Origin of the sequence: Azospirillum baldaniorum (assembly GCF_003119195.2) — a bacterium.
Classification (GTDB): Bacteria; Pseudomonadota; Alphaproteobacteria; order Azospirillales; family Azospirillaceae; genus Azospirillum; species Azospirillum baldaniorum.
In genome coordinates, this window is the sequence record NZ_CP022253.1 from 1,586,158 (window position 1) to 1,608,756 (window position 22,599).

The window sequence follows — 22,599 nt, forward strand, 5'->3', positions numbered from 1 at the left end:
CCCCGGCTTCCCCGGAAAAGGAAAACCCCTCGCCGGATTGCTCCGACGAGGGGTTTTCCTTATGGGCTTTCGCCCGGCACCGGGGGATTACATCATCCCCAGCGCGCGCGGCAGCCAGGTGGAGATGATCGGCACGTAGGTGATCAGCACCAGGAAGCCCAGCATCGCCAGCAGCCACGGCCAGACGGCCACGGTCAGTTCGGTGATGCCCATCTTGGTGATGCCCGACGCGACGTAGAGGTTCAGGCCCACCGGGGGGTGGCACATGCCGACCTCCATGTTCACGACCATCATGATGCCGAAATGGACCGGGTCGATGCCCAGCTTCATGGCGACCGGGAACAGGATCGGCGCCATGATCAGCACGATCGACGACGGCTCCATGAAGTTGCCGGCCATCAGCAGAAGGATGTTCGTCACCAGCAGGAAGGCGATCACGCCCAGACCCTGGTTGACGATCCAGTCGGCGATCGCCTGCGGGATGTTCTCCGACGTCAGCACGAACGAGAAGAGCACCGCGTTCGTGATGATGTAGAGCAGCATCGCCGACATGCTGGCCGAGGACAGCAGGACCTTCGGCACGCCGCGCAGCGGCATGTCCTTGTAGACGAAGACCGCGATGATGAAGGCGTAGACGGCGCTCATCGCCGCGGCTTCGGTCGGCGTGAAGACGCCGGAATAGATGCCGCCGATGACGATGACGATCAGCGACAGGCCCCAGATCGCTTCGCGGAAGGCCTTGAAGCGCTCGCCCAGGCTGGCCTTGGGCAGGCGCGGGTAGCCGAACTTGCGCGCGCGGTACCAGGTGACGCCGCCCAGCACGAAGGCCAGCATCAGGCCGGGGATGACGCCCGCCATGAAGAGCTGGCCGACCGAGGCGGAGTTCGCGGTGCCGCTGGTGGCGACGCAGTACATCACCATCACGATGGACGGCGGGATCAGGATGCCCAGCGCGCCCGAGGTGGTGATGACGCCGGCGCCGAACTGCTTCGGGAAGCCCTGGGCGACCATCGCCGGAAGCACGATGGAGCCGATGGCCACCACCGTCGCCGGGCTGGAGCCGGACACCGCCGCGAACAGGGCGCAGCCCATCACGCCGGCAAGGCCGAGGCCGCCGTGCCAGTGGCCGACCATCGCCGTGGCGAAGTTGATCATGCGCCGGGCCACGCCGCCGTGCGTCAGGAAGTTGCCGGCCAGGATGAAGAACGGGATCGCCATGATCTCGAACTTCTCGATGCCGGTGAACAGCTTCAGCGCCACGGCCTCGATCGGCACATGGGTCATGGTGAAGAGGAAGGTCAGAACCGTCAGGCCGAGCGAGATCGAGATCGGCATGCCGGTCAGCATCAGAACCAGCAGGAGGCCGAAGATGATGGCGGCGTTCATCGGTCGTTCTCCTTCGGTCCCTTAGCGGAATCCGGGCCGTTGCCGGGCTTGCGGCCCTCGTGATGGGCGATGTCGTGCGGGTGCAGGTTGTCGTCCATCTCGTACCAGTTGACGTCCTGCGCGGCGCGCTGCGGGTCGGTGGTGTCCTCCTCCAGACCCTCGACATGGCCGTGGTCGTGGTGCGGCAGTTCGCCGGTGCGCAGGAAGTTCACCATCACCTGAAGGAAGCGGAAGCACATCAGGTAGGAGCCGAGCGGGATCGCCAGATAGATGATCCACATCGGCCATTCCAGGTCGGCCGACACCTGCTCGGTGTCCGACATGTGCCAGACGAAGGTGGACCCCATCGTGCCGACCACGCCGGTGAAGGTCGCGCCGGCCAGCAGGCCGAACACGATGAATTTCGCGCGCAGGGGCGTGGACAGCTTGTTGATGAGGACGTCCACGCCCACATGGATGCCGGTGCGGACACCGTAGGCGGCGCCGAACTTCGCCATCCAGACGAACATGTAGATGCACAGCTCCTGCGCCCAGGCCAGATTCCAGTGGAGGATGTAGTCCTGGATGATGGGGAAACCGGCGGCGTAACGGTGGGCGACCGAGATGAAGATGATCGTCGTCGCCGCAGCCATCAGGAAGGCGATAAGAATCTCCTCCAGATGGTCTAGGATTTTCATGGGCATGGTGGCTCCGCGCGCAGGAGGAAGCGCCCGCGTCGAATGAGCGGGCGCTTGCCGGGGGCTGTGCGTTGGTCTTGCTTGATTGGACCGGGCGGCCGGGCCGCCCGATCAGACTCTCGTGATCACTCGCACTTGGCGGCGTCGGTCTCGGTCTTGATGCTGGCCAGCAGTTCCTTGCCGACGCGCGACGCCATGTCCTCGTGGACCGGCAGCATGGCCTGGCGCCACGACGCGCGCTCGTCCTTGGTCAGCTCGTAGAACTTGGTCTTGCCGGCGGCCTTCATGGCTTCCAGCGCCTTGTCGTTCTCTTCCTGGGCGATGTTGTTGGCGTACTCGGTCGCCTCCTTCATCGCACCGTCGAGCTGGGTGCGGACGTCGGCCGGCAGGCCGTCCCAGAACTTCTTGTTCACGATGACCGCGTAGCCCAGATAGCCGTGGTCGGAGAGCGTGGCGTGGCTCTGCACCTCGTGCATCTTCTGGGTGTACATGTTGGACGGCGGGTTCTCGGTGCCGTCGACGACGCCGGTCTGCAGCGCCTGATAGACCTCGGAGAAGGCCATCACCTGCGGCAGGGCGCCGAGCGCGCGCATCTGCGCGTCCAGCACCTTCGACGACTGGATGCGCATCTTCAGGCCCTTGAAGTCCGCCGTGGCGTGCAGCGGCTTGTTGGCGCTCATGATCTTGAAGCCGTTGTCCCAATAGGCCAGACCGGTGATGCCCTTGTTCTCCAGCTTCTGGAACAGCTGCTTGCCGATCGGGCCGGTGGTGACCTTCACCAGGGCGGTCTTGCAGGGGAAGATGTAGGGCAGGTCGAAGATCTCGAATTCCTTGGCGCCCAGCGGGCCGAACTTGGCCAGCGACGGGGCCAGCATCTGCACGGCGCCGAGCTGCAGGGCCTCCAGCTCCTCCTTGTCCTTGTAGAGCTGGCTGTTGGGATAGACCTCGACCTTCACCTTGCCGGCGGTGCGCTGCTCGGCCAGCTGCTTGAACTTCTCGGCGCCCTTGCCCTTCGGGGTTTCCGGAGCGACGACGTGGCTGAACTTGATGACGATCGGCTCCTGCGCGGTGGCGGCGGTGGCCGCCATCAGGCAGCCGGCGGCGACGGTGGCGCACAGCAGCGAAACGAACTTCATAGGGGTCATCCTCCACTTGTTGTTGGTCAGACTGATGGTCCGGCCTTTGATATTCTTTCATTGTTCGATAATTTCGCCCCTGACGCTATTGTGGAAATCCGTAGCTGTGAACGTGACATATTGGTTGCCGTGCCAACACCTCTCCCCCCATGACCGGTGGTGCGGCCAGCGCCGCCCATGGCCTCGGCCAGCGCGGCCCGGTGCAGGCCATGCCCATCGTGGCGATGGCGCTGGTCGTCCTTCTGTTCGGCGTCTTCCTGTGGGTGCTCCACCGCAGCGAGCGGGAGGAGGAGACTCTCACCCTCATCAAGGACGTGCTGTGGGTGGAGCAGAATCTCCACTTCCAACTGACCTCCGACGAGGAGAAGCTGCAGTATCTCGCCGAATCGCTGGGGCGCGAGGACACCACACCGGTGAACTACTCGGTGATGGCGCGCCACATCGTGACGGTGAATCCGGCGATCCAGCGGGTGGTGCGGCTGGACCCGCAAGGCCGGCCGGTGCGGTCGGAGCCGCCGGTGGACGATGGGCCGGCGCTGGACGACGCCTTCGGCCCCAGCCCGCGCGCCGATGCCTTCCTGATCGCCCGCTCCTCGGGCCGCCGGGCCTACTCAGCGCCCTACCGGCTGGGGGCCGCCGACACCGCCTTCGAGATCGTCATTCCCATCTTCCGTGGAGATCAGTTCGCGGGCGCGCTCGCCGGCGTGCTGTCGATCGACGCCCTGCTGACCCATCACGTGCCCTGGTGGTTCGCCCAACGCTACCAGTTGGAGGTCATCGACCCCTACGGCGCGGTGCTGGGGACCAAGTCGCGCATCGCGATGCCGGAGCCGCGGCGCAGCCATGTCGTGCCCTTCGATCCGCCGGGGCATGGCCTGACCCTGGTCGCCACGCTGCATCAGCTGTCCGGCAACCTCGGGCGCAACATCCTGATCGCCGCCATCTTCGCGCTGACCGTTTCGGCCCTGTGGAGCCTGTGGGCGGTGCGCCGTCACATCGCCCGGCGAATCCGGGCGGAGGAGGCGCTGCGCGCCGAACACGCCTTCCGCAAGGCGATGGAGGACAGCCTGACGGTGGGCATGCGCGCCCGCGACCTGGACGGACGCATCATCTATGTGAATCCGGCCTTCTGCCGCATGGTCGGCTGGTCGGCGGAGGAACTGGTCGGGGCCGGTCCGATCATGCCCTACTGGCTGCCCGAGGATCTCGTCCACACCGAGGAGGTCTTCCGCGCCGTCCTGGCCGGCAACGCGCCGGCCAACGGCTTCGAGCTGCGCTTCCGCCGGGCCAACGGCGAGCGGTTCGACGCGCTGATCTACGAGGCCCCGCTGATCGACGCCAAGGGACGGCACACCGGCTGGATGGGCTCCGTCCTCGACATCACCGAGCGCAAGCGGGCGGAGGAACTGGCCCGCCAGCAGCAGGAACGGCTCCAGCAGACGGCGCGGCTCATCACCATGGGCGAGATGGCCTCGACCTTGGCTCATGAGTTGAACCAGCCGCTGTCGGCCATCGCCAGCTATTGCACCGGTTGCCTCAACCGCCTCCAGGCTGGCAGCATCCGGCCGGACGAACTGGCCACGGCGCTTGAGAAGCTGTCCGGGCAGGCCAAGCGTGCCGGCCAGATCATCCGCCGGATCCACGACTTCGTGCGCAAGAGCGAACCGAACGTCGCTCCCTGCTGTCTGTCCGAGGTTCTGGAGGATTGCGTGGCGCTGATGGAGGCCGACGCCCGCCAGCAAGGGGTGAAGCTGGTGCTGGAGATGGGGCGTGGCCTGCCGGCGGTGATGGCCGACCGCATCCTGCTGCAGCAGGTTGTGGTGAACCTGATGCGCAACGGCATCGAAGCGATGGCTTCGACCCGCCGCGACCGCCGCCGGCTGAGCGTGGCGGTGCAGGCGATGGACGGGTCGGTCCTGACGCGCATCCAGGACCGCGGTTGTGGCATTTCGCCCGAAAATGCGGAAAAACTGTTTTCTCCCTTCTTCACCACCAAGACCGAGGGCATGGGCATGGGCCTGAACATCTGCCGGTCCATCATCGAACATCATCAGGGGCGCCTGTGGTTCGAGCCCGCTGCGGACGGCGGCACCGTGTTCCTCTTCTCCCTGCCGGTCCTATCCGCCCCGTCCCTGTCGGGCGCGGCGATGTCCCAGGACGAGAGCCCGCAAGATGTGTGAGCCGAAGCTGCACATCGTCGATGACGACGAGGCGATCCGCGACGCTCTCGGCTGGCTGTTCCAGTCGCGCAACGTCCCGGTGGCCTCCTGGCCGTCGGCGGAGGCGTTCCTCGCCGACTACGACCCGGCCATGGCCGGCTGCCTTCTGCTCGACATCCGCATGGAGGGGATGAGCGGGCTGGAACTGTTCGACCGGCTGTCCGCCATGGGCTGCCGGATGCCCGTGCTGTTCCTGACCGGCCATGGCGACGTGCCCATCGCCGTCTCGGCCTTGAAGAAGGGCGCCCGCGATTTCGTGGAGAAGCCCTTCAACGACAACGACCTCGTCGACCGGGTGATCGAGGCCCTGGCCTTCGACGCCGGGGAACGGGCGCGGCAGGCCGGGCAGGCCGGCGTCGCTGCCCGGCTGGCGACCCTGACCCAGCGCGAACGGCAGGTGATGGGGCTGGTGGTGGCCGGCAAGCTGAACAAGGTCATCGCCGACGAGCTGGGGATCAGCATGCGGACCGTCGAGGTGCACCGCGCCCACGTCTTCGAGAAGATGGGCGTCAAGACGGCGGTTGAGCTTGCCCGCATACTCGCGACGGTGGGGTGAGGAGCGAAGGAAAGCAACCGACGGGCTTGACAGGCGGACCGATGCGGGCGACCCATTGGGATAGGACGTGCATGCCGCCTTTCCCTGTCCAGTCCGGTCGCCGTTTCATTTCCGTCAAAGGTCGGAGAGTGCCTTGCGCCTGCCCTCATCGACGCTTGGTCTGGGGTTAGCCGCCATCGCCCCGCTGCTGCTGTTCCTGGCGGTGGTGGTTTGGATTCTGGATCTCCGGCAGCAGGACGTGCTGGCGGCGGAGTTGGCGGCGCAGGCCCGTTCCGTGATGGTCGCCATCGACCGGGAGCTGGAAAGCAAGGCCCGCCCTCTGGAACTCCTGGCCGCGTTGAGCCGCAACATGGTGGACGATCTCGCCCTGCTGAAGTCGGAGGCGGCGGAAGCCGTGCGAAGCCAGCCGGGCTGGTTGGCGGTCGGAATGGTGAGGGTGGAGGACATGTCCCTCCAATTCCATACCCAATACCCGCTTGGCGTCCCCCTGCCGCCCCCGCGTCTGGACGAGGTGACCCGGCAGGTGGTCGCCACGCAGCGGACGGTGGTCGGCGGGGTTTTGCCTCCGGGAGGGCCGCCGGGGCGCCCGGCGCTGATCGTCCGTGCGCCGATCCTTGACCCGGAAGGTCCCCCGGGCGTGCCCGTCCGGCACGTCCTGTCGCTGGCGGTCGGGCTGGAGGGGTTGGGCGCCGTGCTGCGCGGATCGGGCATTCCTCCGGCTTGGACGGTGTCGGTGGTCGATCCCTCCATGGTCATCGCCGCGCGCTCCCATGACCCTGACCTGCATGTCGGTCAGAAGGTCAGGGATATGATGGTGCCCCGGCTGATGGAGCCGCATTCGAAGCTGTTCTCGGCGACGACCCGGGAAGGGCATGAGGCGCTGGTCCTCGTCCACCGCTCACAGCAGACCGGATGGTCGATCATCGTGGCCGTCCCGTTCGAGCAGATCAGCGGGCAGTTGAATCAGACGCGCACCACCGTCCTGGCCGGTGCGGCGGGGGCCGGTCTGGCGACGCTGGTGCTGTCGCTGGTGGTGACGCGCCATGTCCGCCGCCGCCGCCATGCGGAGCGCGAGGCCCGTCAGGCCCGCGAGGCCATGTTGGCGGAGCAGCGCCGCCGGCTGGAGGCGGAAAAGGAGCATGCGGAGGCCGCGAACCTCGCGAAGTCCGACTTCCTCGCCAACATGAGCCACGAACTGCGCACACCGCTGAACGCGATCATCGGCTTCAGCGAGGCGCTGATGTCCGGCCTGTTCGGTCCAAGCCCGCCGAAGCATCAGGAATACATCGCCAGCATCCATGTTTCCGGCCAGCATCTTCTGTCGCTGGTCAACGACGTGCTGGACATGGCGAAGGTGGAGGCGGGGCGCCTGGAATTGTATCCGGAGCCGGTTCGGGTCGCCGTCCTGCTCGGCGAGTGCGTCGAGTTGGTGGAGGCGCTGGCCGGCCAGAAGGGGGTGCGGATGGACTGCTCTCCCATCGAACCCGGCCTGACGGTGATGGCCGACGCCATGCGCTTGCGGCAGGCGGTCCTGAACCTGCTGTCCAACGCCATCAAATTCACGCCGGCGGGTGGACGGGTGCGTGTGGATGCGGCGCGTGGCGGGGATGGCTGCGTGTCGCTGACCGTCGCCGACACGGGCATCGGCATGTCATCGGAGGACATCAAGATCGCGCTGGAGCCGTTCCGTCAGGTAAACAGCTACATGACCAAGGCCCACTCCGGCACGGGGCTGGGGCTTCCGCTCGCCAAGCGCTTTGTGGAAGCCCACGGCGGTCGGCTGACCTTGAGCAGCGTTCCCGGAGAAGGCACGGTGGTGAACATCGTCCTTCCCGGCACCCCGTCACCCACTCCGCCGGCCGAACGTGGAGCCGCCCTGCTGTTCAAGGCGGAGTGATGCGGTCCGGTGCCGGGCTCTTGGCGGTCAGGCCGCTTTGCGCCTCAGGCAGGCTTCCATATGGTCGAGACCGCTGACCAACTCTTCCGCGGCTTGGTCGGCAATGGCGCGGGCAAAGGCCCAGGCATCGTCCGTGGCGATGCGCGCTGCCTCGACGCGGGCGCACAGCCGGTTGTGCTGGCCGCGCAGGGCGTCCAGCGCGCGTTCCATGTCCTCCCGGCTCATGGCTTCACGAGCCTCGGGGCCTGACCGTTCCACCAGCGACCGCAGCCGGTCCAGCCGGTCGGCGGTTGCCTGGAGAAGGTCACGGCATTCGACGTCGTAAGCGTGCCGGTTGCGGCAGCTCATCTCTCGCTCCTCCCTTCGGATTGCTTGGGGACCGTTCGCCTGATCATCAGGCTTATGGTCCGGGGGCAGCGCTGCACTGCGGATGCCATTTTCCGCATTCTGTGCATTGCAACAAAATCTCTGCTGCGGCGCCAAAATAAGAAATCCGTCTGGTTACCTTTCATAGACGTATGAAAGGCATTTCCAGTTCCCAAGAACTTGACGTTTTGTGTATCCGGCCCAATCGGAAGCGTTCCGTGCCGCTCCGAAGTCTTCGGATTTCTTGAATCCGCCTGGACTCTTTCTGCATCATCGGCCCCGCCCCGTCAAGCGGGCCAGGGGTATAAGACTATGGCGATTTGTCGCAGCCTAATGGAAGATGCCGATTGGTGCCGAGAGGCAGAAATATGGCACAAAAACGGTGTGCCAGCCTCGAAATAAATCGACGGACTTCAGGATTAAGGGAGACATCCGCGTCGAAGGGCTGGCGGCTGTTGTTGCTGTAACTTGGAGAAAGGGGGAGGGCGGCGCCCGTTATTCGGCCGCGACGCCGTAGGGGAAGCTTTCGGCGTTGGCCGGCTCCGGCAGCACGGCTGGCTGCTGCGTTGCGGCGTGGCTGGGGCAGGCCTGGCACTGGTTCGCGCAATGGCTTTGCGCCATCTCCCGCATCATCGGCACGCATTTCCCGCACTGGACCTGACGCTCGTAATGCCGAAAGACGGAGGCCGGGGTGCGGGCGCCGTTCTCCAGCGCCTTGGTAACCTGCTTGTCGTTCAGCGCGTGGCAGATGCAGACGTACATGGGCCCCCGGCAGCGGTGCGTGTTGTGCGGTCTTGCTGGGGCCAATGTGCTGCGACTGAGAATGATTGTCAATTGATCTGAATCATGACAGCCAAATTTGAGCGGATTGCGGCGGAATGTCACAGCCCTGGCGAACGGGTGATGCGGCTACCTCCGTCGTCGACGCCTTTCTTCAAGCGGTGGGAGGATGCGGTGCTGCGAATGGGGTGGCTGCTGACCTCCGGGGTCGCGGTTCTTTGGGCGGGCGCTGCCGCGGCGGAGGTGGGCATGCGCGTGCTGGCCTTCACCGACCCGGCGGACGGCGGCATGGCCCGCGCGGTGGTCTGGTATCCGACGGACGCGCCGGAAACGCCGGTGCGGCGCGGCCTCTTCACGTTCCAGGTGGCGGAAGGCGGGCCGGTGGCCGAGGGGCGCCACCCGCTGGTGGTCGTGTCCCACGGATCCGGGGGAAGCGCCTTCGGCCATGCGGACACCGCCATGGCTCTGGCCCGGCGGGGCTACGTGGTCGCGGCGGTTCATCACCGGGGCAACGCCTTCGACGACGACCGGGACGCCGGCACGGAGCGGATGTGGCGCAAGCGCCCGGCCCAGCTTTCCGTCACGCTCGACCATGTTCTGGCGGAGCCGGACCTGGCTGGCCGCCTCGATGGCGAACGCGTCGGCGCCCTCGGCTTCTCGGCGGGCGGGTACACGGTTCTGGTGGCGGCTGGCGGGGTGGCGGAGCTGGCGCGCATCGCCGCCCATTGCCGCACCCCGCCCGCCGGTGAGCGCTTCTGCCATCTTGGGAACGAGGAGACGCCGGCCCGCATCGAAGCGCGCGACCCGCGCATCCGTGCCGCCGTCCTGATGGCGCCGGTCGGCGTTCCTTTCTCCAAGGACGGCCTCGCCGGGGTGACGATCCCCATCCGCCTGTACCGGGCGGAGCGGGACGAGCAGATCGCGGCTTCCCAGCCCGAGGACCTGCGTGACCGGTTGCCCGTGCCTCCCGAGTACGAGGTCGTGCGCGACGCCGGGCATTTCGCCTTCCTGATGCCCGTTCCGGCGGCCATCGCGGCGGAGGTCGGGCCGCCCGCCTGGGACCCGCCGGGCTTCGATCGGGCGGCCTTCCACGAGCGACTGAACGCGGAGATCGCCGATTTCTTCGACCGCGCTCTTGCAATCGAACGCCAGGGGCGCTAGCCCCTCGGCATGAGCGACTCATCCGACAGTTCACCCGCCCGCGCGACCCCGGCGCAGACCCCCCTGGGGCAGACCATCTATCTGGCGCCCGAGGGCTTCGTTCAGGACCTCGTGGCCGAACTGGGCGACGTGGCGACGGTGGAGGACCGGCTGGTCTTCGCCGACGGGCCGGCGCGTCCCGCCGCCTGGGCGCAGAACATCTGGCACGACCCGGTGCGGATCGAGTTCGCGTCGATCAAGGAGGGGGCGCGGGCCCTGCGCTCCATCCAGCGCAACTGGGCGCTCTGGACGTTGCGCCATCACCGGCGGGCCAGCCTGATCCAGGACAACCTGCCCCACGTCTCGGCCAGGCCGGTGGTCTTCCCGGCGCCGTTGCCGACGGCGCCGCTGGGCTCCTGGACGCTGTTGGACGAGAACACCATCGTCGCGGCGGCGCGCTGTTCCAGCCCCTACCGCCACGGCGAGGTCGCCTTCGTCGAGAACCGGACGGTGCCGCCCAACCGCGCCTATCTGAAGCTGTGGGAAGCGCTGACCCTGTTCGGCGAACAGCCGGGGCCGGGCGACCGCTGCATCGACCTCGGCGCCTGCCCCGGCGGCTGGAGCTGGGTGCTGCACGAACTGGGCGCCAGCGTGGTCAGCGTCGACAAGGCGCCGCTCGACCCGGCCATCGCCGCCCTGCCGCGCATCGAGTTCCGCCAGGAGAGCGCCTTCGGCCTGAAGCCGCAGGACGTCGGGCCGGTGGATTGGCTGTGCTGCGACGTGATCTGCTACCCCACGCGCCTGCTCCGGCTGGTGAACCAGTGGATGGAGAGCGGGCTGGCCAAGCGCTTCATCTGCACGCTGAAGTTCCAGGCCGAGACGGACCACGAGACGGCCCGCGCCTTCGCCGCGATCCCCGGCGGGCGGGTGCTCCACCTGAACCACAACAAGCACGAGTTGACCTGGATGTGGCCGGCGGCTCCCGTCTGAGCGCGGCTACGCCCGGCGCAGGGCCAGTTCCAGCGCCGGCTTGAGGATCGAGGCGGCGCCGTAGCCGATCTCCACCACCTCCTCCGCGCGGTCGAACTCCAGGATGCCGATGTGGGCGAGGCGGGGCGCGATCAGCACGTCCGGCGGCTCGCCGGCGAGGCGGGAGCGGGTGATGCGGTCCTGCATGATGTCGATGGACCCGGCCATCACGTCCATCACGTTGGGCGGCACGTTGGAAGCCGGGGCGCGCGTCAGCTGGTCGGCGAGGAAGCGCGTGCGCGCCGCCGGGCGCCGCCCCATCCAGGAGGCGATCTGCGAGGTCAGGGTGGAGAAGACGGGGGAGGTCGCATCCCCCGCCGGGGCCATCGCCACCTCCGGCACGGGCTGGGGCTGCTGCATCCGGGCCTCCTGCATCTGAGACGCCTGCATCTGGGCCGCCTTCGCCTCCGCCGCCTTGCGCAGCTTGGCGGCGCCGCGGCCGGAGGGGCGGCTCAGCGGCGACAGCTCGCTGTTCAGGTTGACCGCGATCACCACGTCCGCGCCCAGCGCGCGGCAGAGCGACACCGGCACCGGATTGACCAGCGCGCCGTCCACCAGCCAATGGTCGTCGCGCCGCACCGCCGGAAACAGGCCGGGCATGGCGGCCGACGCCTGCACCGCGCTGAGCATCGGCCCGTCGCGCAGCCAGATCTCCCGCCCGGTGCCGAGGTCGGTGGCGACCGCGGCGAAGGGCTTGCGCAGCTGATCGATGGTGACTTCGGTGCGGTGGTTGCGGAAGCGGTCGAAGGTACGGTCGGCAGCCAGCAGCCCGCCGCGGCGGAAGGTCAGGTCTATGATTCCGAGCATGCCGAGCCAGCCCATGCTCTGCGCCCAGGCCTGCAACTCGTCCAGCTGGTCCGTCAGGTAGGCCGCGCCGACCACCGCGCCGATGGAGGTTCCGCAGATCACGTCGGGCTCGACCCCGATCTCCTCCAGCGCGCGCAGAACGCCGATGTGCGCCCAGCCGCGCGCCGCCCCGCTGCCCAGGGCCAGTCCGATCTTCAGTCCGCTCACCGCCAGCACCTCATGTCTTGTGGGCTTGGTCAGGCTTGTCCGGCGCCGACGCGTCGATGGGTGTCCAAAGGGATTTGGGGCATCGGCCCGTCGGTGGAAACCCTTCCATCCGGGGGACGCGGGACGCGCCCGGGGGCCTCCTCATGGGGGATGCCGAAAATTGTACCCGCTTTTGCCCTCTATTTGACTTGCATCAGTTTTTCTTCCGATTACCTGTGGCATTGCGATGGATGAAAGAGTTTCCGGGCGACGTTAACCAAACATCAACTGGAAGCGTCCAATGTCGCTCTCAACACGGACAGTCAGGGATGGCGGAGGTTGCCATGGCCCAGGATCTCAAGAGTTTCAAGAAGGATTGGCAGCGCTGGTCGGCGGCGGAGAAGCTGACGGCGGTGGCCATCCTGATCGTCGCCGCGGTCGCGCTGGGCGGCCCGGTGACCATTCTGTTCTGATCTGCTCCGGGTGACCGGCGTATCCCGTCCCCTCACAGGAGGGAGACGAGGGCCGCGATCCCGAACCCTCCCAGCACCGCGCCCGAGGCGCGATTGATCCACAGCATGGCGGCGGGCGTGACCCGGCGCCGGAACGCCCCGACCGAGGCGCTGAGCCCCAACCACCACATCGCCGACCCGGTGAACACGCCCGCCACGAGCAGGGCGGCCACGCCGGTGCTGCTCCCGTCGCCCGCCGACACGCCCAGCCCGCCGAACACCGCGGCGAAGCTGAGGATGGTCGCCGGATTGGCGAGGGTCAGCGCGAAGGTGGAGGCGTAGGCTCCGGCCAGACCGCCGCCGCCGCGGGCGTCCGCGGCGCGCTCCGCCGGACGGGCGCGCAGGGTGCTCCAGCTCAGCCACAGCAGCATCAGCCCGCCGACCAGCTTCAGCGCCACCTGCGCGCCCAGCAGCGCGTCGGTGACCAGAACCACCCCGAAGCCGGCGATGGCGCCATAGACCGCGTCCGCGCTGGCAGCACCCAGCCCGCTGACGAAGCCGTGGGCCGGCCCGTCGGCCAGGGTGCGCCGGATGCACAGAAGCCCGATCGGCCCGACCGGGGCGGCGATGCTGAAGCCGATGATCAGGCCCTTGAGCAGGGCGGGCAGCGTGTCCATGGCGGGTGCTCCGGGTGGCTCAATCTGAAGCGATGGGAAGGATCGGCGTTTCCTTGACCGAGGAGAGCGCGATCACGGTGTGGGAGCGCGCGACGCCGGGCAGCGCCTTCAGCCGGTCGGACAGGAAGCGCTCCAGCGCTTCCGTGTTCGCCACGCGCACCTTGAGCAGATAGGACCAGCCCCCGGTGACGTGGTGGCACTCCTGGACCGCCGGCGTGGCGCGCATGGCGTCGCGGAAGGGCGCGTCATGCTCCGGACGGTCGAGCAGCACCTCGACGAAGGCCAGCACGTCCAGCCCGGCGGCCTTGGGCGACAGCCTTGCCCCCCAACCCTGGATCACGCCGTTGGCTTGCAGCTTCTTCAGCCGCTCGTTCACGGCGGACACCGAGAGTCCGGCCGCCGTTCCGATGTCGGCGTAGGAAGCGCGTCCATCCTGCTGGATGTGCGCGATGATTTTGCGGTCTGTGTCGTCCATAACCGAAATAATTGCCGATTATGCGGGCGACGGCAAGGCCAATTCTCCGATCAGCCGCCCATCCGGCGGAAATCCGGCTTGCCGGCGCCGCAGCGCGGGCAGAACCAGTCCGTCGGCAAGTCCTGGAAGGCGGTGCCTGCCGGCGCGCCGTGCTCCGGGTCGCCGTCGCGGGGGTGATACTCGTAGCCGGGGCAGTCGCCGCCGCCGCACCGCCAGATTTCGGACAGGCGCGGGTCCTCGGCCCGCGTGGGGCGGACGAACAGGGCAAGGATGACGGCAGGGATCAGGCGCAAGGCGCCACGCCGCTGGAGGAAACGGGGAAGGGGGTGGGGAAGGGTGGGCATGGCGGACCATCCGGCGGATCGAGGTGCCGCACTATGCCCCGCGATCCTTTGCGGGATGATGACGGTCGTGGAGCGAAGCGGAGCGGGTCAGCGCCGCCGCGGCACCTTGCCCTTGAGATGCGCGCGCTGGAGCTTCGCGCCGGCCAGATCCGCTCCGTCCAGGTCGGCGCTTTCCAGATCGGCGTCGGTCAGGTTCGCCTGAACCATGCGGGAATCGGTCAGCATGGCCTGCCGCAGGTCGGCGCCCATCAGATTGGCGGCCCAGGAACGGCCGGTGGGACGCCCGCTGGGGTCCTTGATTTCCGCCGGGCCGAGGTTGACCCGCGTCAGGTCGGCCCCGGTCAGCCGGGCGAAGCTGAGGTTGGCGCCGGACAGGTCGGCCCCCATCAGGTTTGCGCGCTCCAGATTGGCGCCGGACAGGTCGGCCATCATCAGCCGGGCGCCGGTCAGCGCCGCGTCGGACAGGTTGGCGCCGCGCAGCGAGGCTGCGCTGAGATTGACGCCGCGCAGGTCGGCACGGCTGAGGTCGGTGCCGTCCAGTTCAGCGCGCTCGCCGCGCTGGCCGACGCTGTCGATCCAACGCTCATGGTCGAAGATCGCCCGCTGGATTTCCGACCCCATGCTGTCGATCGGGCGGGTCAGGCAGGCGGAGCCGAGCTTGGCCTGCGAGAGGTCGCAATCGACCATCCGCGTGCCGACCAGATCGGCGTTGTCGAAGGTGGCGCCGTCCAGCAGGGCGCCGGTCAGGTTGGCCCCGTTCAGCCGCGCGCCCGACAGGTTGGCGTCGGTCAGCACCGCGCCGGTCAGGTCGGCGTTCTGAAGCACCGCCCCGCACAAGTCGGCTTCCGTCAGGTTGGCACCGGCCAGCACGGCGCCGGTCAGGTCGGTCGGAATGCCGCCCTCCGCCGTGGCGCCGCCCTGAAGGCGGGCCAGGGCGGTCCGGTGGGCTTGCCGGGTGGCTTCGGCGTCCTGGGCGTCTGGATGGGCGTCCGAGCCTGTTCCGCGGCGGGCGGCGCCACCCGGTTCCAGTGTTCCGGCGCGCAGATCGGCACCGCGCAGATTGGCGTTCGAGAAATCGGCAGAGCGCAAGCGGGCACCGCGCAGATCGGTCTGCATGAGATTGGCGCGCGTGATGTCCGCATCGCGCAGATCCACGCCGAACAGGTCGGCGCCAGCCAGATTGGTGCCGCTGAGCCGGCAGCGCGCCAGTTTCGCCCCGACCAGCCGGGCGCCGCGCAGATCGCGCTGGGCCAGGTCGGCGCCCTCCAGGTCGGCCAGCGCCAGATTGGCGCGCGCACCGCCCGGCTGGCCCTTGATCCAACGGGCGTGCCGGTCCAGCACTTCGGCCAACTGATCGGGCCGAAGATAGGAGGGTGCCGGCGCAGGGGCTGTGGCGACGGGGGACACGGGCAGGAATCTGACGGGGGTTGTTTTCACTATCCAAACTATGGGGGTAGATTCCTTACCGAAGGCTAAACGGTAAAGATCGCGGCAGTACCTCTTATGGTTGCCGTTTTTTTGCCCTGACCTTGTCACGATCGGTTCCGGCGGGGACTCTGGCGAATCGGAAGCGTGGTCCGCTGTGTTTCAGCGCTGTAACGCACCCATCACCTTGCCGACCATCGCGCGACCGCCCTGGCAAGCCTAGGAAACACGGGCCTTTTAAAGACATTAACCATTGGTTTCTTGACAGAAGCGGGGGCTCTGCCGCCAAAAGTCATCGGACAAAAAGGGGGTGCTCTGCGCGCAGCCCCGTTCGGGACCCCATGGAGGCATGATGACCGAGGCCAAATTCCAACCGACCCCAGCAGCCAAGCTCGGCCGGAGGGAACTGTTGCGCATCGGTCTGGCGACGGCCGCCGCCGGGATGGTGATGGCACCGGAGGTGTCGGAGGCGGCGTTGCGCGCCCCGCCGCGGCAATTGGTCCTGCTCAACCTCCACACCGGCGAGCGGGTGCGGGCGGAATACTGGTCCAAGGGCCGCTACCAGCGCGACGGCCTGCGCGAGATCAACCACCTCCTGCGCGACCACCGCACCGGTGCGGTGCATCCCATCGATCCAAAGCTGCTGGACCTGCTGCACGCCCTGACCCGCAAGGTCGGCAGCAAGACGCCGGTTCACATCATCTCCGGCTACCGCTCCCCCGAATCCAACGCGTGGCTGCGTGAACAGGACGGCAGCGGCGTCGCCCAGAACAGCTTCCACATGCAGGGCAAGGCCATCGACCTGCGGGTGCCCGGTCTGCCGTTGCGCACCCTGCAACGCGCGGCGCTCAGCCTGCGCGGGGGCGGGGTGGGCTATTACCCAGAGAGCAATTTCGTCCATGTGGACGTCGGTCCAAAGCGCCAGTGGGCATCCTGACCGGGCCTCCGCGAGGAAACGAAAAAGCCCCCGCCGGTCGGACGGGGGCTTTTTCTTTGGCGGAACCTTGTTTGACTGGGTCGCCTTACTCGACGGTGACCGACTTTGCGAGGTTGCGCGGCTGGTCGACGTCGGTGCCCTTCAGCACGGCGACGTGGTAGGCCAGCAGCTGGACCGGGATGGCGTAGAGCAGCGGGGCGACCAGCGGGTCGCAGGCCGGAAGCTCCAGCGACCAGCGGACCTTGTCGGACAGCTTGTCGATGCCCTTCTTGTCGGCGATCAGCAGCACCTTGCCGGACCGCGCACAGACCTCCTGCACGTTGGAGACGGTCTTCTCGAACAGGTTGTCCGACGGCACCAGGACGATCACCGGCACGCTCTCGTCGATCAGCGCGATGGGGCCGTGCTTCAGTTCACCCGCCGCGTAACCTTCGGCGTGGATGTAGCTGATTTCCTTGAGTTTCAGCGCACCTTCCAGAGCCAGCGGGTACATCGCGCCGCGGCCCAGATACAGAACGTCGCGGGCCTCCGCGACCTCCTGCGCCAGTTCGTGCAGACGCTCGTCATGGGCCAGCACGTCGGCGGCGCGGGCCGGAACCTCGCGCAGGGCCTGGGCGATCTGCTGCATCCGCTCCGCCGGGATCACGCCGCGGGCGTGGCCGACCGTGACAGCCAGACAGGCCAGCGTGGTCAGCTGCGTCGTGAAGGCCTTGGTCGAGGCGACGCCGATCTCCGGACCGGCCATGGTGTAGAGCACCGCGTCGGATTCGCGCGCGATGGTGCTTTCCGGCACGTTGACGATGGACAGGATCTTCTGGCCCTGGCGCTTGCAGTAACGCAGCGCCTCCAGCGTATCCAGCGTCTCGCCCGACTGGCTGATGAACAGGGCCACGCCGCCCTCGGGCAGCGGCGCCTCGCGGTAGCGGAACTCCGAGGCGATGTCGACCTCGACCGGCAGGCGGGCCAGCGTCTCGAACCAGTATTTCGCCACGACGCCGGCGTAATAGGCGGTGCCGCAGGCGACGATGGTCAGCTTCGTCGCCTTGGCGATGTCGAAGCTGGTCTCCGGCAGGGTGACGCGGCCGGTCTCCGGGTTGATGTAGGCGTTCAGCGTGTCGCCGATGACCTGCGGCTGCTCGTAGATTTCCTTGAGCATGTAGTGCCGGTAGCCGTCCTTGCCGATCAGGGCGCCGGACAGGGCTGTGGTCTTGACCGGACGCTCCACCACCGCGTCGGTGGCGTCGTGGATCACGGCGGCGGTGCGGGTCAGTTCCACCCAGTCGCCGTCCTCCAGATAGCAGATGCGGTTGGTCAGCGGCGCCAGCGCGAAGGCGTCCGAGGCGAAATACATTTCCCCCTCGCCGTAGCCGACGGCCAGCGGCGTGCCGTGGCGGGCGCCGATCAGCATGTCCTCCTGGCCGGAGAACAGCAGCACCAGCGAAAAGGCGCCGGTGAAGCGCTTGAAGGAGGCGGCGGCGGCCTCGACCGGACCCAGCCCTTCCTTCTCCATGTAATAGGTGACGAGGTGGGCGATCACCTCGGTGTCGGTGGCGCTTTCGAAGACGTAGCCGTGCTCGATCAGCTCGGTCTTCAGCTCCTGGTAATTCTCGATGATGCCGTTGTGCACCACGGCCACGCGGTGGGTGGCGTGCGGGTGGGCGTTGTTCTCGGTGGGGCCGCCGTGGGTGGCCCAGCGGGTGTGGCCGATGCCGATCACGCCCGGCAGCGGCGCCTCGCGCAGCTTGGCGTCGAGGTTGATCAGCTTGCCCTCGGCGCGGCGGCGCTCGATGCCGCCCTTGACCAGCGTGGCGACGCCGGCGCTGTCGTAACCACGGTATTCGAGGCGGCGGAGACCCTCGACGAGACGGGGGGCCGCGTCATGCGTGCCGATGATGCCGATGATGCCACACATGAACCTGCAACTCCTGAATGATGGCCGGGGCCGGGTGAACGGTCAACCGGGGCAATCTTACGCCTTTTTCGCTTTCTCGTTTTGCTTCCGTTCGCGGAAACGCTTGGCCCAGCCGGTGTAAGCCTGCTGGCGCCCGCGCGCCACGACCAGCGCGTCGCCCTCCACGTCGGTGGTGACCACGCTGCCCGCCCCGACGATCGCGCCGTCGCCCACCCTGACCGGTGCCACCAGCGCGGTGTTGGAGCCGATGAAGGCCCCGGCGCCGATGTCGGTGTGGCTCTTGGCGTAGCCGTCGTAGTTGCAGGTGATGGTCCCGGCGCCGATGTTGGCCTTCGCCCCCACCCGCGCGTCGCCGATGTAGGTCAGGTGGTTGACCTTGGCCCCGGCCTCGATCTTCGCGTTCTTGATCTCGACGAAGTTGCCGATGTGGGCGTCGGGGCCGATCTCCGCCCCCGGGCGCAGGCGGGCGTAGGGGCCGACCTGGGCGCCGCTGTCCACCCGCACCTGCTCCAGATGGCTGAAGGCCTTGATCTCGACGCGGTCGGCGACGACCACGCCGGGGCCGAACACCACATGCGGGCCGACGATCACGTCGCGGCCGAGGCGGGTGTCCACGCAGAAGGTGACGCTGTCCGGGTCGGTCAGGGTGGCGCCGTTGTCCATGGCGGCCTTGCGCAGGCGGCGCTGGATCAGCTTCTCCACCTCCGACAGCTCGGCGCGGGAATTCACGCCGACGACCTCCGCCGGGGCGGCCTCGACCACGGCGCAGGCCATGCCGTTGCTGCGGGCGATCTGCACCACGTCGGTGAGGTAGTATTCGCTCTTGGCGTTGCTGTTGCCGATGCGGTTGATCAGGTCGAACATCCGCGCGCCGTCGAAGGCCATCAGACCGGCGTTGCACAGGCTGACCTGGCGCTCCTCCTCCGAGGCGTCGAGATACTCGACGATCTTCTCCAGCCCGCCGCGGGCGTTCAGGATCAGGCGGCCGTAGGCGCCGGGATCGTCGGGGCGCATGCCCAGCACGACGACCGCCGGGTCGTTCGGCTGGCGCCGCGCGGCGACCATGGCGCGCAGCGTGTCCGGCGTGACCAGCGGCGTGTCGCCGTAGAGCACCACCACATCGCCGTCGAAGCCCTCCAGCAGGCCGAAGGCGGCGCGCACCGCGTCGGCGGTGCCGCGCTGCTCATGCTGCACGGCGGTGGGGTAGGGGGCGACGGCGTCGGCCACATTGTCCATGCCGGGGCCGACCACCACGACGACATGATCGGGGTCGAGCGCCCTCACCGCGGACAGCACATGGCCGACCATCGGTTGGCCGGCGACGCGGTGCAGGACCTTTGGCAGGTCCGACTTCATGCGGGTGCCTTTGCCGGCGGCGAGAATGACGCAGGCGAGCGGGCGGTGCTGAGTCATCGGATATCCCTGCAGTATTGGAAACGGGTTATGGCAAACGGGTGGAAAAACGTGCGCATCAAAATCCGGGCAATCGGTCTGTCCTCAAGCATTGAGTGCCACATCCGACGCCAGGACCCCAAGTCAACTTTTGTGTCAATCTGACATACACAAAACGCGGCCCGAGGGTGTACGCATCCCGCGCCAGCGGCACCGAAGGGCCTATGCGGGGGTGGATTGCCGGAACAGGGGCTCGCCGCCGGGGGAGGGGCGTGCTATCGAAAGAGGTATCCGCCCGTCTTTGCCCCGTCATGGAATGTCCGCCGATGTCCATCATGTCCGCCACCATTCCCTTTTCCGCGGTCGTCTTCGACCTGGACGGCACGCTGATCGACAGCGCGCGGGACATGACCCGCGTCCTGAACCGCACCCTGTCCCGGTTCGCGCGGCCCACCCTGACGGAGGAGCAGGTGCGCGGCATGGTGGGTGACGGGTCGGCCGCCCTCGTCCGGCAGGCCTTCGCGGCGACCGGCGACGCCCTGACCGAGGATGCTCTGAAGACGGCTCTGGCCGACTATCTCGACGCCTATTTCCAGGACGACGAACCCCCGGTGCTCTATCCCGGCGTCCCGGAAACCCTGGCGGTGCTGGCGGACAGTGGCGTCAGGCTGGGGCTGTGCACCAACAAGCCGGAGCGGATCACCCGGAAGCTGCTGGACGGGCTGGGCCTGTCGGCCCTGTTCGGCGCGCTGGCCGGCGGCGACACGCTGCCGGTGAAGAAGCCCGACGGGCGCCATCTGTCCTGGGTCGTCGACGCGCTGGGCGGCGGCAGCGCCGCGATGGTGGGGGACAACCGCAACGACGTTAAGGCCGCCCGCGCCGCCGGGGTGCCGGTGGTGGCGATGACCTACGGTTATCCCCGCATGCCGGTGCAGGAGTTGGGCGCCGATATCCTGCTCGACCGCATCGCCGACCTGCCGGACGCCCTGCGGCGGCTGGGCGCCTGAACGGCCGGCCGCGCTGCCGGGTCCGGCGAGGGCTTCGCCGTAGGTCTCCTTCTTGTCATGGTTAACGAGAGATTAACAGTGGCTAACGAAAGGTAAATGTAGTTGGATGGGTGCATCGAATGGTGGTGAGCGAAGGAGACACCCGATGGCCCAGATCCTTGCCTTCCCCGGTAAGACCCAGACCGGCAACACCCTCTCCGCCGACGTTCTGTCCATCGAAGGCCACACCACCAGCTTTACCCCGGCCAACAGCCAGATCGACTCGGCCACCGCCGACTTCGATCGGATGATGGCCCACCACAGCGACCTCCAGCGCAAGATGGCCGAGTTCAACCGTCTGTGCGAACAGGCGCTGGCCGAGCGGCCGATGGCCGAACTGCTGTACCATCCCACCGCCTGCAGCGGCAGCGTCGGGCGCGCCTGACCCCTCAAGGCGGGGCGGGACGCTCCGCCGTCTGATCGGTCTTGCGGGCGGCGATGAGGTGGACGACGACGCCGCCGAATCCGCTGTCGGTTTCCAGCCGGACGGGCAGGGGCGGGCCGGCCCCCTCCACCGGAGCGATCCACAGATCGACGGGCTGGCGCTCCTCCCGGTTTCCGCCGCGCTGCCAGAAGGGTTGGCGCGGCGTGCGCTCGTAGCCGGCGATCGGCTTGTGGGAGACCCGGCATTGCCGCGCCGTCCCCGAGAACACCGAATGGCGCGACGCCCCGACCATGGTCATTCCCCGGTCCGTGAAGATCATGTCATACCGGCGCCGCCCATCATAAATGGGCACCGTGCGCTGGCATCCCTCGCCGCGAAGCCCGGCGAGCAGCAATTCCAGAACCCCGCTTAACGGATCGCGGGTCTGACGGGTGAGGTTCTCGGGGACGGGGTCGCGGTCCTCCTCCTGCGGAGGCGGGGAGACCTGCGTGCGGACGCGGCCGTCCGGCCCATAATCCAAGGTGACGGTCCGCGGGGAACCGCGCAGAACGCCGGACTGGGTATGGCGGATCGGGACGACGCCATCCGGCCCGACCGTGCCGACGCTGAGCGATTGGGTTTCCCAGGGAAACAGGCGCCCCAGAAAGCCGTCCGTCGCGGCGTTGACCTGGACGCTGTAGCGGCCCTCGGTCAGGGTCAGTTCCGCCCGCGCGTCGAGCACGGCCACACCGCCCACATGGACGCGGTAGTCCAACTGCCAGCGCTGCGCCAGGGCGGGCAGGGAGAACAGACCGGCGAACGCCGCGCACATTCCTGCGATGAGGCCGGTGACGAGGGTGGCCGAGGGACGTCTGGCGGAAAGCTGGGCGGGAAGCGCGGTCCGGTGCGTCATGTCCATTGGCTCATCGGGGGCTCCGGGCGGAAGGGCTTCTTTGATATTGGTGTGAAACAGGTGCTTGACAGGAGGGGTCGGGGCCTTTAGAAACCCGCCTCACCGCAGCGGTGGCAACGACGCGACAGCGAAACGAGCCTGATGCCGACGCGGTTTTACTGGGATGGGCGCATAGCTCAGCGGGAGAGCACACCCTTCACACGGGTGGGGTCGTAGGTTCAATCCCTACTGCGCCCACCATCCCAAAGTCCGGTGGTTCATGGGCTTTGCGGATGGTACCATCCCCTCCACCATATGGGCCGGTCAAGATCGGGGTCCGTCGGGCCTCGCGTTGTCGTCTCTGTGGTGCGTCAGCGGTTGTTTCTTTGGGATGGGCGCATAGCTCAGCGGGAGAGCACACCCTTCACACGGGTGGGGTCGTAGGTTCAATCCCTACTGCGCCCACCATCCCAAACACCGCCTCCTCTCCCAGACATCGTTGGA

Annotated in this window: 22 protein-coding genes and 2 tRNA genes; 11 read left to right on the forward strand and 13 right to left on the reverse strand. The window is 67.7% G+C overall.

Translation table 11 applies throughout. The features are described 5' to 3' along the window. Nucleotides 1–87: 87 nt before the first annotated feature. The 3 genes from Sp245p_RS07430 to Sp245p_RS07440 form a co-directional block, all read right to left on the reverse strand. The gene (locus tag Sp245p_RS07430) at nucleotides 88–1,386 is read right to left on the reverse strand and encodes a TRAP transporter large permease (RefSeq protein WP_014240631.1); all 1,299 of its coding nucleotides are present in this window, start codon (nucleotides 1,384–1,386) and stop codon (nucleotides 88–90) included. Beyond that, nucleotides 1,383–2,069 (reverse strand): TRAP transporter small permease, encoded by a 687-nt coding sequence (locus Sp245p_RS07435; RefSeq protein WP_014240632.1) that lies wholly within the window; start codon nucleotides 2,067–2,069, stop codon nucleotides 1,383–1,385. The genes Sp245p_RS07430 and Sp245p_RS07435 overlap by 4 nt, the downstream gene beginning before the upstream one ends. Nucleotides 2,070–2,188: 119 nt before the next feature. Next, on the reverse strand, nucleotides 2,189–3,199 hold the full coding sequence (locus tag Sp245p_RS07440) for a TRAP transporter substrate-binding protein (protein WP_014240633.1): 1,011 nt from the start codon (nucleotides 3,197–3,199) through the stop codon (nucleotides 2,189–2,191). Nucleotides 3,200–3,348: 149 nt separating this feature from the next. Between Sp245p_RS07440 and Sp245p_RS07445 the strand changes: the two genes are divergently transcribed. From Sp245p_RS07445 to Sp245p_RS07455, 3 genes are all read left to right on the forward strand, one after another. Further along, a complete protein-coding gene (locus Sp245p_RS07445) occupies nucleotides 3,349–5,379 on the forward strand; it encodes a sensor histidine kinase (protein WP_109138439.1) in 2,031 nt (676 codons plus the stop codon). Continuing rightward, nucleotides 5,372–5,974: a response regulator transcription factor gene (locus tag Sp245p_RS07450; protein ID WP_014240635.1), complete on the forward strand. Its 603-nt coding sequence runs from the start codon at nucleotides 5,372–5,374 to the stop codon at nucleotides 5,972–5,974. The genes Sp245p_RS07445 and Sp245p_RS07450 overlap by 8 nt, the downstream gene beginning before the upstream one ends. A gap of 133 nt (nucleotides 5,975–6,107) precedes the next feature. Beyond that, nucleotides 6,108–7,871: a sensor histidine kinase gene (locus tag Sp245p_RS07455; protein ID WP_014240636.1), complete on the forward strand. Its 1,764-nt coding sequence runs from the start codon at nucleotides 6,108–6,110 to the stop codon at nucleotides 7,869–7,871. A gap of 27 nt (nucleotides 7,872–7,898) precedes the next feature. On the opposite strand, the gene Sp245p_RS07460 is transcribed toward Sp245p_RS07455, so the two are convergent. Beyond that, nucleotides 7,899–8,219, reverse strand: coding sequence for a hypothetical protein (locus Sp245p_RS07460; RefSeq protein ID WP_014240637.1), 321 nt, complete (start codon nucleotides 8,217–8,219; stop codon nucleotides 7,899–7,901). Between the two features lie 513 nt (nucleotides 8,220–8,732). Further along, nucleotides 8,733–8,999 (reverse strand): (2Fe-2S)-binding protein, encoded by a 267-nt coding sequence (locus Sp245p_RS07465; protein WP_014240639.1) that lies wholly within the window; start codon nucleotides 8,997–8,999, stop codon nucleotides 8,733–8,735. Between the two features lie 201 nt (nucleotides 9,000–9,200). Here Sp245p_RS07465 and Sp245p_RS07470 point away from each other — a divergent pair, with 201 nt between their 5' ends. Together Sp245p_RS07470 and Sp245p_RS07475 are read left to right on the forward strand one after the other, a co-directional pair. After that, a complete protein-coding gene (locus Sp245p_RS07470; protein ID WP_041811093.1) occupies nucleotides 9,201–10,178 on the forward strand; it encodes an alpha/beta hydrolase family protein in 978 nt (325 codons plus the stop codon). A gap of 9 nt (nucleotides 10,179–10,187) precedes the next feature. After that, nucleotides 10,188–11,147: an SAM-dependent methyltransferase gene (locus Sp245p_RS07475; RefSeq protein ID WP_014240641.1), complete on the forward strand. Its 960-nt coding sequence runs from the start codon at nucleotides 10,188–10,190 to the stop codon at nucleotides 11,145–11,147. A 6-nt stretch (nucleotides 11,148–11,153) separates the two neighbouring features. On the opposite strand, the gene Sp245p_RS07480 is transcribed toward Sp245p_RS07475, so the two are convergent. Further along, nucleotides 11,154–12,200, reverse strand: coding sequence for a patatin-like phospholipase family protein (locus tag Sp245p_RS07480; protein WP_109138602.1), 1,047 nt, complete (start codon nucleotides 12,198–12,200; stop codon nucleotides 11,154–11,156). Nucleotides 12,201–12,523: 323 nt separating this feature from the next. On the opposite strand from Sp245p_RS07480, the gene Sp245p_RS36235 reads away from it, so the two are divergent. Beyond that, a complete protein-coding gene (locus Sp245p_RS36235) occupies nucleotides 12,524–12,652 on the forward strand; it encodes a hypothetical protein (protein WP_256380053.1) in 129 nt (42 codons plus the stop codon). Between the two features lie 32 nt (nucleotides 12,653–12,684). On the opposite strand, the gene Sp245p_RS07485 is transcribed toward Sp245p_RS36235, so the two are convergent. The 4 genes from Sp245p_RS07485 to Sp245p_RS07500 all read right to left on the reverse strand — a co-directional run bounded on the left by Sp245p_RS07485 (nucleotide 12,685) and on the right by Sp245p_RS07500 (nucleotide 15,468). Beyond that, complete coding sequence (locus tag Sp245p_RS07485; protein ID WP_014240644.1) at nucleotides 12,685–13,308, reverse strand: LysE family translocator; 624 nt, start codon at nucleotides 13,306–13,308, stop codon at nucleotides 12,685–12,687. A gap of 19 nt (nucleotides 13,309–13,327) precedes the next feature. Beyond that, on the reverse strand, nucleotides 13,328–13,783 hold the full coding sequence (locus tag Sp245p_RS07490) for an Lrp/AsnC family transcriptional regulator (protein ID WP_014240645.1): 456 nt from the start codon (nucleotides 13,781–13,783) through the stop codon (nucleotides 13,328–13,330). Between the two features lie 50 nt (nucleotides 13,784–13,833). Beyond that, nucleotides 13,834–14,127, reverse strand: coding sequence for a rubredoxin (locus tag Sp245p_RS36420; RefSeq protein ID WP_014240646.1), 294 nt, complete (start codon nucleotides 14,125–14,127; stop codon nucleotides 13,834–13,836). 87 nt (nucleotides 14,128–14,214) lie between these two features. Next, nucleotides 14,215–15,468 (reverse strand): pentapeptide repeat-containing protein, encoded by a 1,254-nt coding sequence (locus Sp245p_RS07500; protein WP_244439404.1) that lies wholly within the window; start codon nucleotides 15,466–15,468, stop codon nucleotides 14,215–14,217. Nucleotides 15,469–15,961: 493 nt separating this feature from the next. On the opposite strand from Sp245p_RS07500, the gene mepK reads away from it, so the two are divergent. After that, entirely contained in the window at nucleotides 15,962–16,489 is a 528-nt protein-coding gene (mepK, locus tag Sp245p_RS07505) for a peptidoglycan L,D-endopeptidase MepK (protein WP_244439297.1), read from the forward strand. An 85-nt stretch (nucleotides 16,490–16,574) separates the two neighbouring features. On the opposite strand, the gene glmS is transcribed toward mepK, so the two are convergent. Both glmS and glmU read right to left on the reverse strand, forming a co-directional pair. Beyond that, on the reverse strand, nucleotides 16,575–18,401 hold the full coding sequence (gene glmS / locus Sp245p_RS07510) for a glutamine--fructose-6-phosphate transaminase (isomerizing) (protein ID WP_014240649.1): 1,827 nt from the start codon (nucleotides 18,399–18,401) through the stop codon (nucleotides 16,575–16,577). A gap of 57 nt (nucleotides 18,402–18,458) precedes the next feature. Continuing rightward, complete coding sequence (gene glmU / locus Sp245p_RS07515; RefSeq protein WP_014240650.1) at nucleotides 18,459–19,814, reverse strand: bifunctional UDP-N-acetylglucosamine diphosphorylase/glucosamine-1-phosphate N-acetyltransferase GlmU; 1,356 nt, start codon at nucleotides 19,812–19,814, stop codon at nucleotides 18,459–18,461. A gap of 305 nt (nucleotides 19,815–20,119) precedes the next feature. Here glmU and Sp245p_RS07520 point away from each other — a divergent pair, with 305 nt between their 5' ends. Both Sp245p_RS07520 and Sp245p_RS07525 read left to right on the forward strand, forming a co-directional pair. Beyond that, entirely contained in the window at nucleotides 20,120–20,800 is a 681-nt protein-coding gene (locus Sp245p_RS07520; protein ID WP_014240651.1) for an HAD-IA family hydrolase, read from the forward strand. Nucleotides 20,801–20,945: 145 nt separating this feature from the next. Continuing rightward, nucleotides 20,946–21,224 (forward strand): hypothetical protein, encoded by a 279-nt coding sequence (locus Sp245p_RS07525; RefSeq protein ID WP_014240652.1) that lies wholly within the window; start codon nucleotides 20,946–20,948, stop codon nucleotides 21,222–21,224. 4 nt (nucleotides 21,225–21,228) lie between these two features. On the opposite strand, the gene Sp245p_RS07530 is transcribed toward Sp245p_RS07525, so the two are convergent. Further along, complete coding sequence (locus Sp245p_RS07530) at nucleotides 21,229–22,116, reverse strand: DUF3108 domain-containing protein (RefSeq protein WP_158310398.1); 888 nt, start codon at nucleotides 22,114–22,116, stop codon at nucleotides 21,229–21,231. Nucleotides 22,117–22,281: 165 nt separating this feature from the next. On the opposite strand from Sp245p_RS07530, the gene Sp245p_RS07535 reads away from it, so the two are divergent. Next, nucleotides 22,282–22,356: transfer RNA gene (locus Sp245p_RS07535), tRNA-Val, on the forward strand. Nucleotides 22,357–22,488: 132 nt separating this feature from the next. Next, nucleotides 22,489–22,563 (forward strand) — tRNA-Val (locus tag Sp245p_RS07540). Nucleotides 22,564–22,599 lie beyond the last annotated feature (36 nt).

Coding starts and splice junctions, on each gene's coding strand:
- Sp245p_RS07430 (WP_014240631.1), bottom strand. CDS start 1,386: ATGAACGCCGCCATCATCTTCGGCCTCCTGCTGGTTCTGATGCTGACC.
- Sp245p_RS07435 (WP_014240632.1), bottom strand. CDS start 2,069: ATGCCCATGAAAATCCTAGACCATCTGGAGGAGATTCTTATCGCCTTC.
- Sp245p_RS07440 (WP_014240633.1), bottom strand. CDS start 3,199: ATGAAGTTCGTTTCGCTGCTGTGCGCCACCGTCGCCGCCGGCTGCCTG.
- Sp245p_RS07445 (WP_109138439.1), top strand. CDS start 3,349: ATGACCGGTGGTGCGGCCAGCGCCGCCCATGGCCTCGGCCAGCGCGGC.
- Sp245p_RS07450 (WP_014240635.1), top strand. CDS start 5,372: ATGTGTGAGCCGAAGCTGCACATCGTCGATGACGACGAGGCGATCCGC.
- Sp245p_RS07460 (WP_014240637.1), bottom strand. CDS start 8,219: ATGAGCTGCCGCAACCGGCACGCTTACGACGTCGAATGCCGTGACCTT.
- Sp245p_RS07465 (WP_014240639.1), bottom strand. CDS start 8,999: ATGTACGTCTGCATCTGCCACGCGCTGAACGACAAGCAGGTTACCAAG.
- Sp245p_RS07470 (WP_041811093.1), top strand. CDS start 9,201: ATGGGGTGGCTGCTGACCTCCGGGGTCGCGGTTCTTTGGGCGGGCGCT.
- Sp245p_RS07475 (WP_014240641.1), top strand. CDS start 10,188: ATGAGCGACTCATCCGACAGTTCACCCGCCCGCGCGACCCCGGCGCAG.
- Sp245p_RS36235 (WP_256380053.1), top strand. CDS start 12,524: ATGGCCCAGGATCTCAAGAGTTTCAAGAAGGATTGGCAGCGCTGGTCG.
- Sp245p_RS07485 (WP_014240644.1), bottom strand. CDS start 13,308: ATGGACACGCTGCCCGCCCTGCTCAAGGGCCTGATCATCGGCTTCAGC.
- Sp245p_RS07490 (WP_014240645.1), bottom strand. CDS start 13,783: ATGGACGACACAGACCGCAAAATCATCGCGCACATCCAGCAGGATGGA.
- Sp245p_RS36420 (WP_014240646.1), bottom strand. CDS start 14,127: ATGCCCACCCTTCCCCACCCCCTTCCCCGTTTCCTCCAGCGGCGTGGC.
- glmS (WP_014240649.1), bottom strand. CDS start 18,401: ATGTGTGGCATCATCGGCATCATCGGCACGCATGACGCGGCCCCCCGT.
- glmU (WP_014240650.1), bottom strand. CDS start 19,814: ATGACTCAGCACCGCCCGCTCGCCTGCGTCATTCTCGCCGCCGGCAAA.
- Sp245p_RS07520 (WP_014240651.1), top strand. CDS start 20,120: ATGTCCATCATGTCCGCCACCATTCCCTTTTCCGCGGTCGTCTTCGAC.
- Sp245p_RS07525 (WP_014240652.1), top strand. CDS start 20,946: ATGGCCCAGATCCTTGCCTTCCCCGGTAAGACCCAGACCGGCAACACC.
- Sp245p_RS07530 (WP_158310398.1), bottom strand. CDS start 22,116: ATGACGCACCGGACCGCGCTTCCCGCCCAGCTTTCCGCCAGACGTCCC.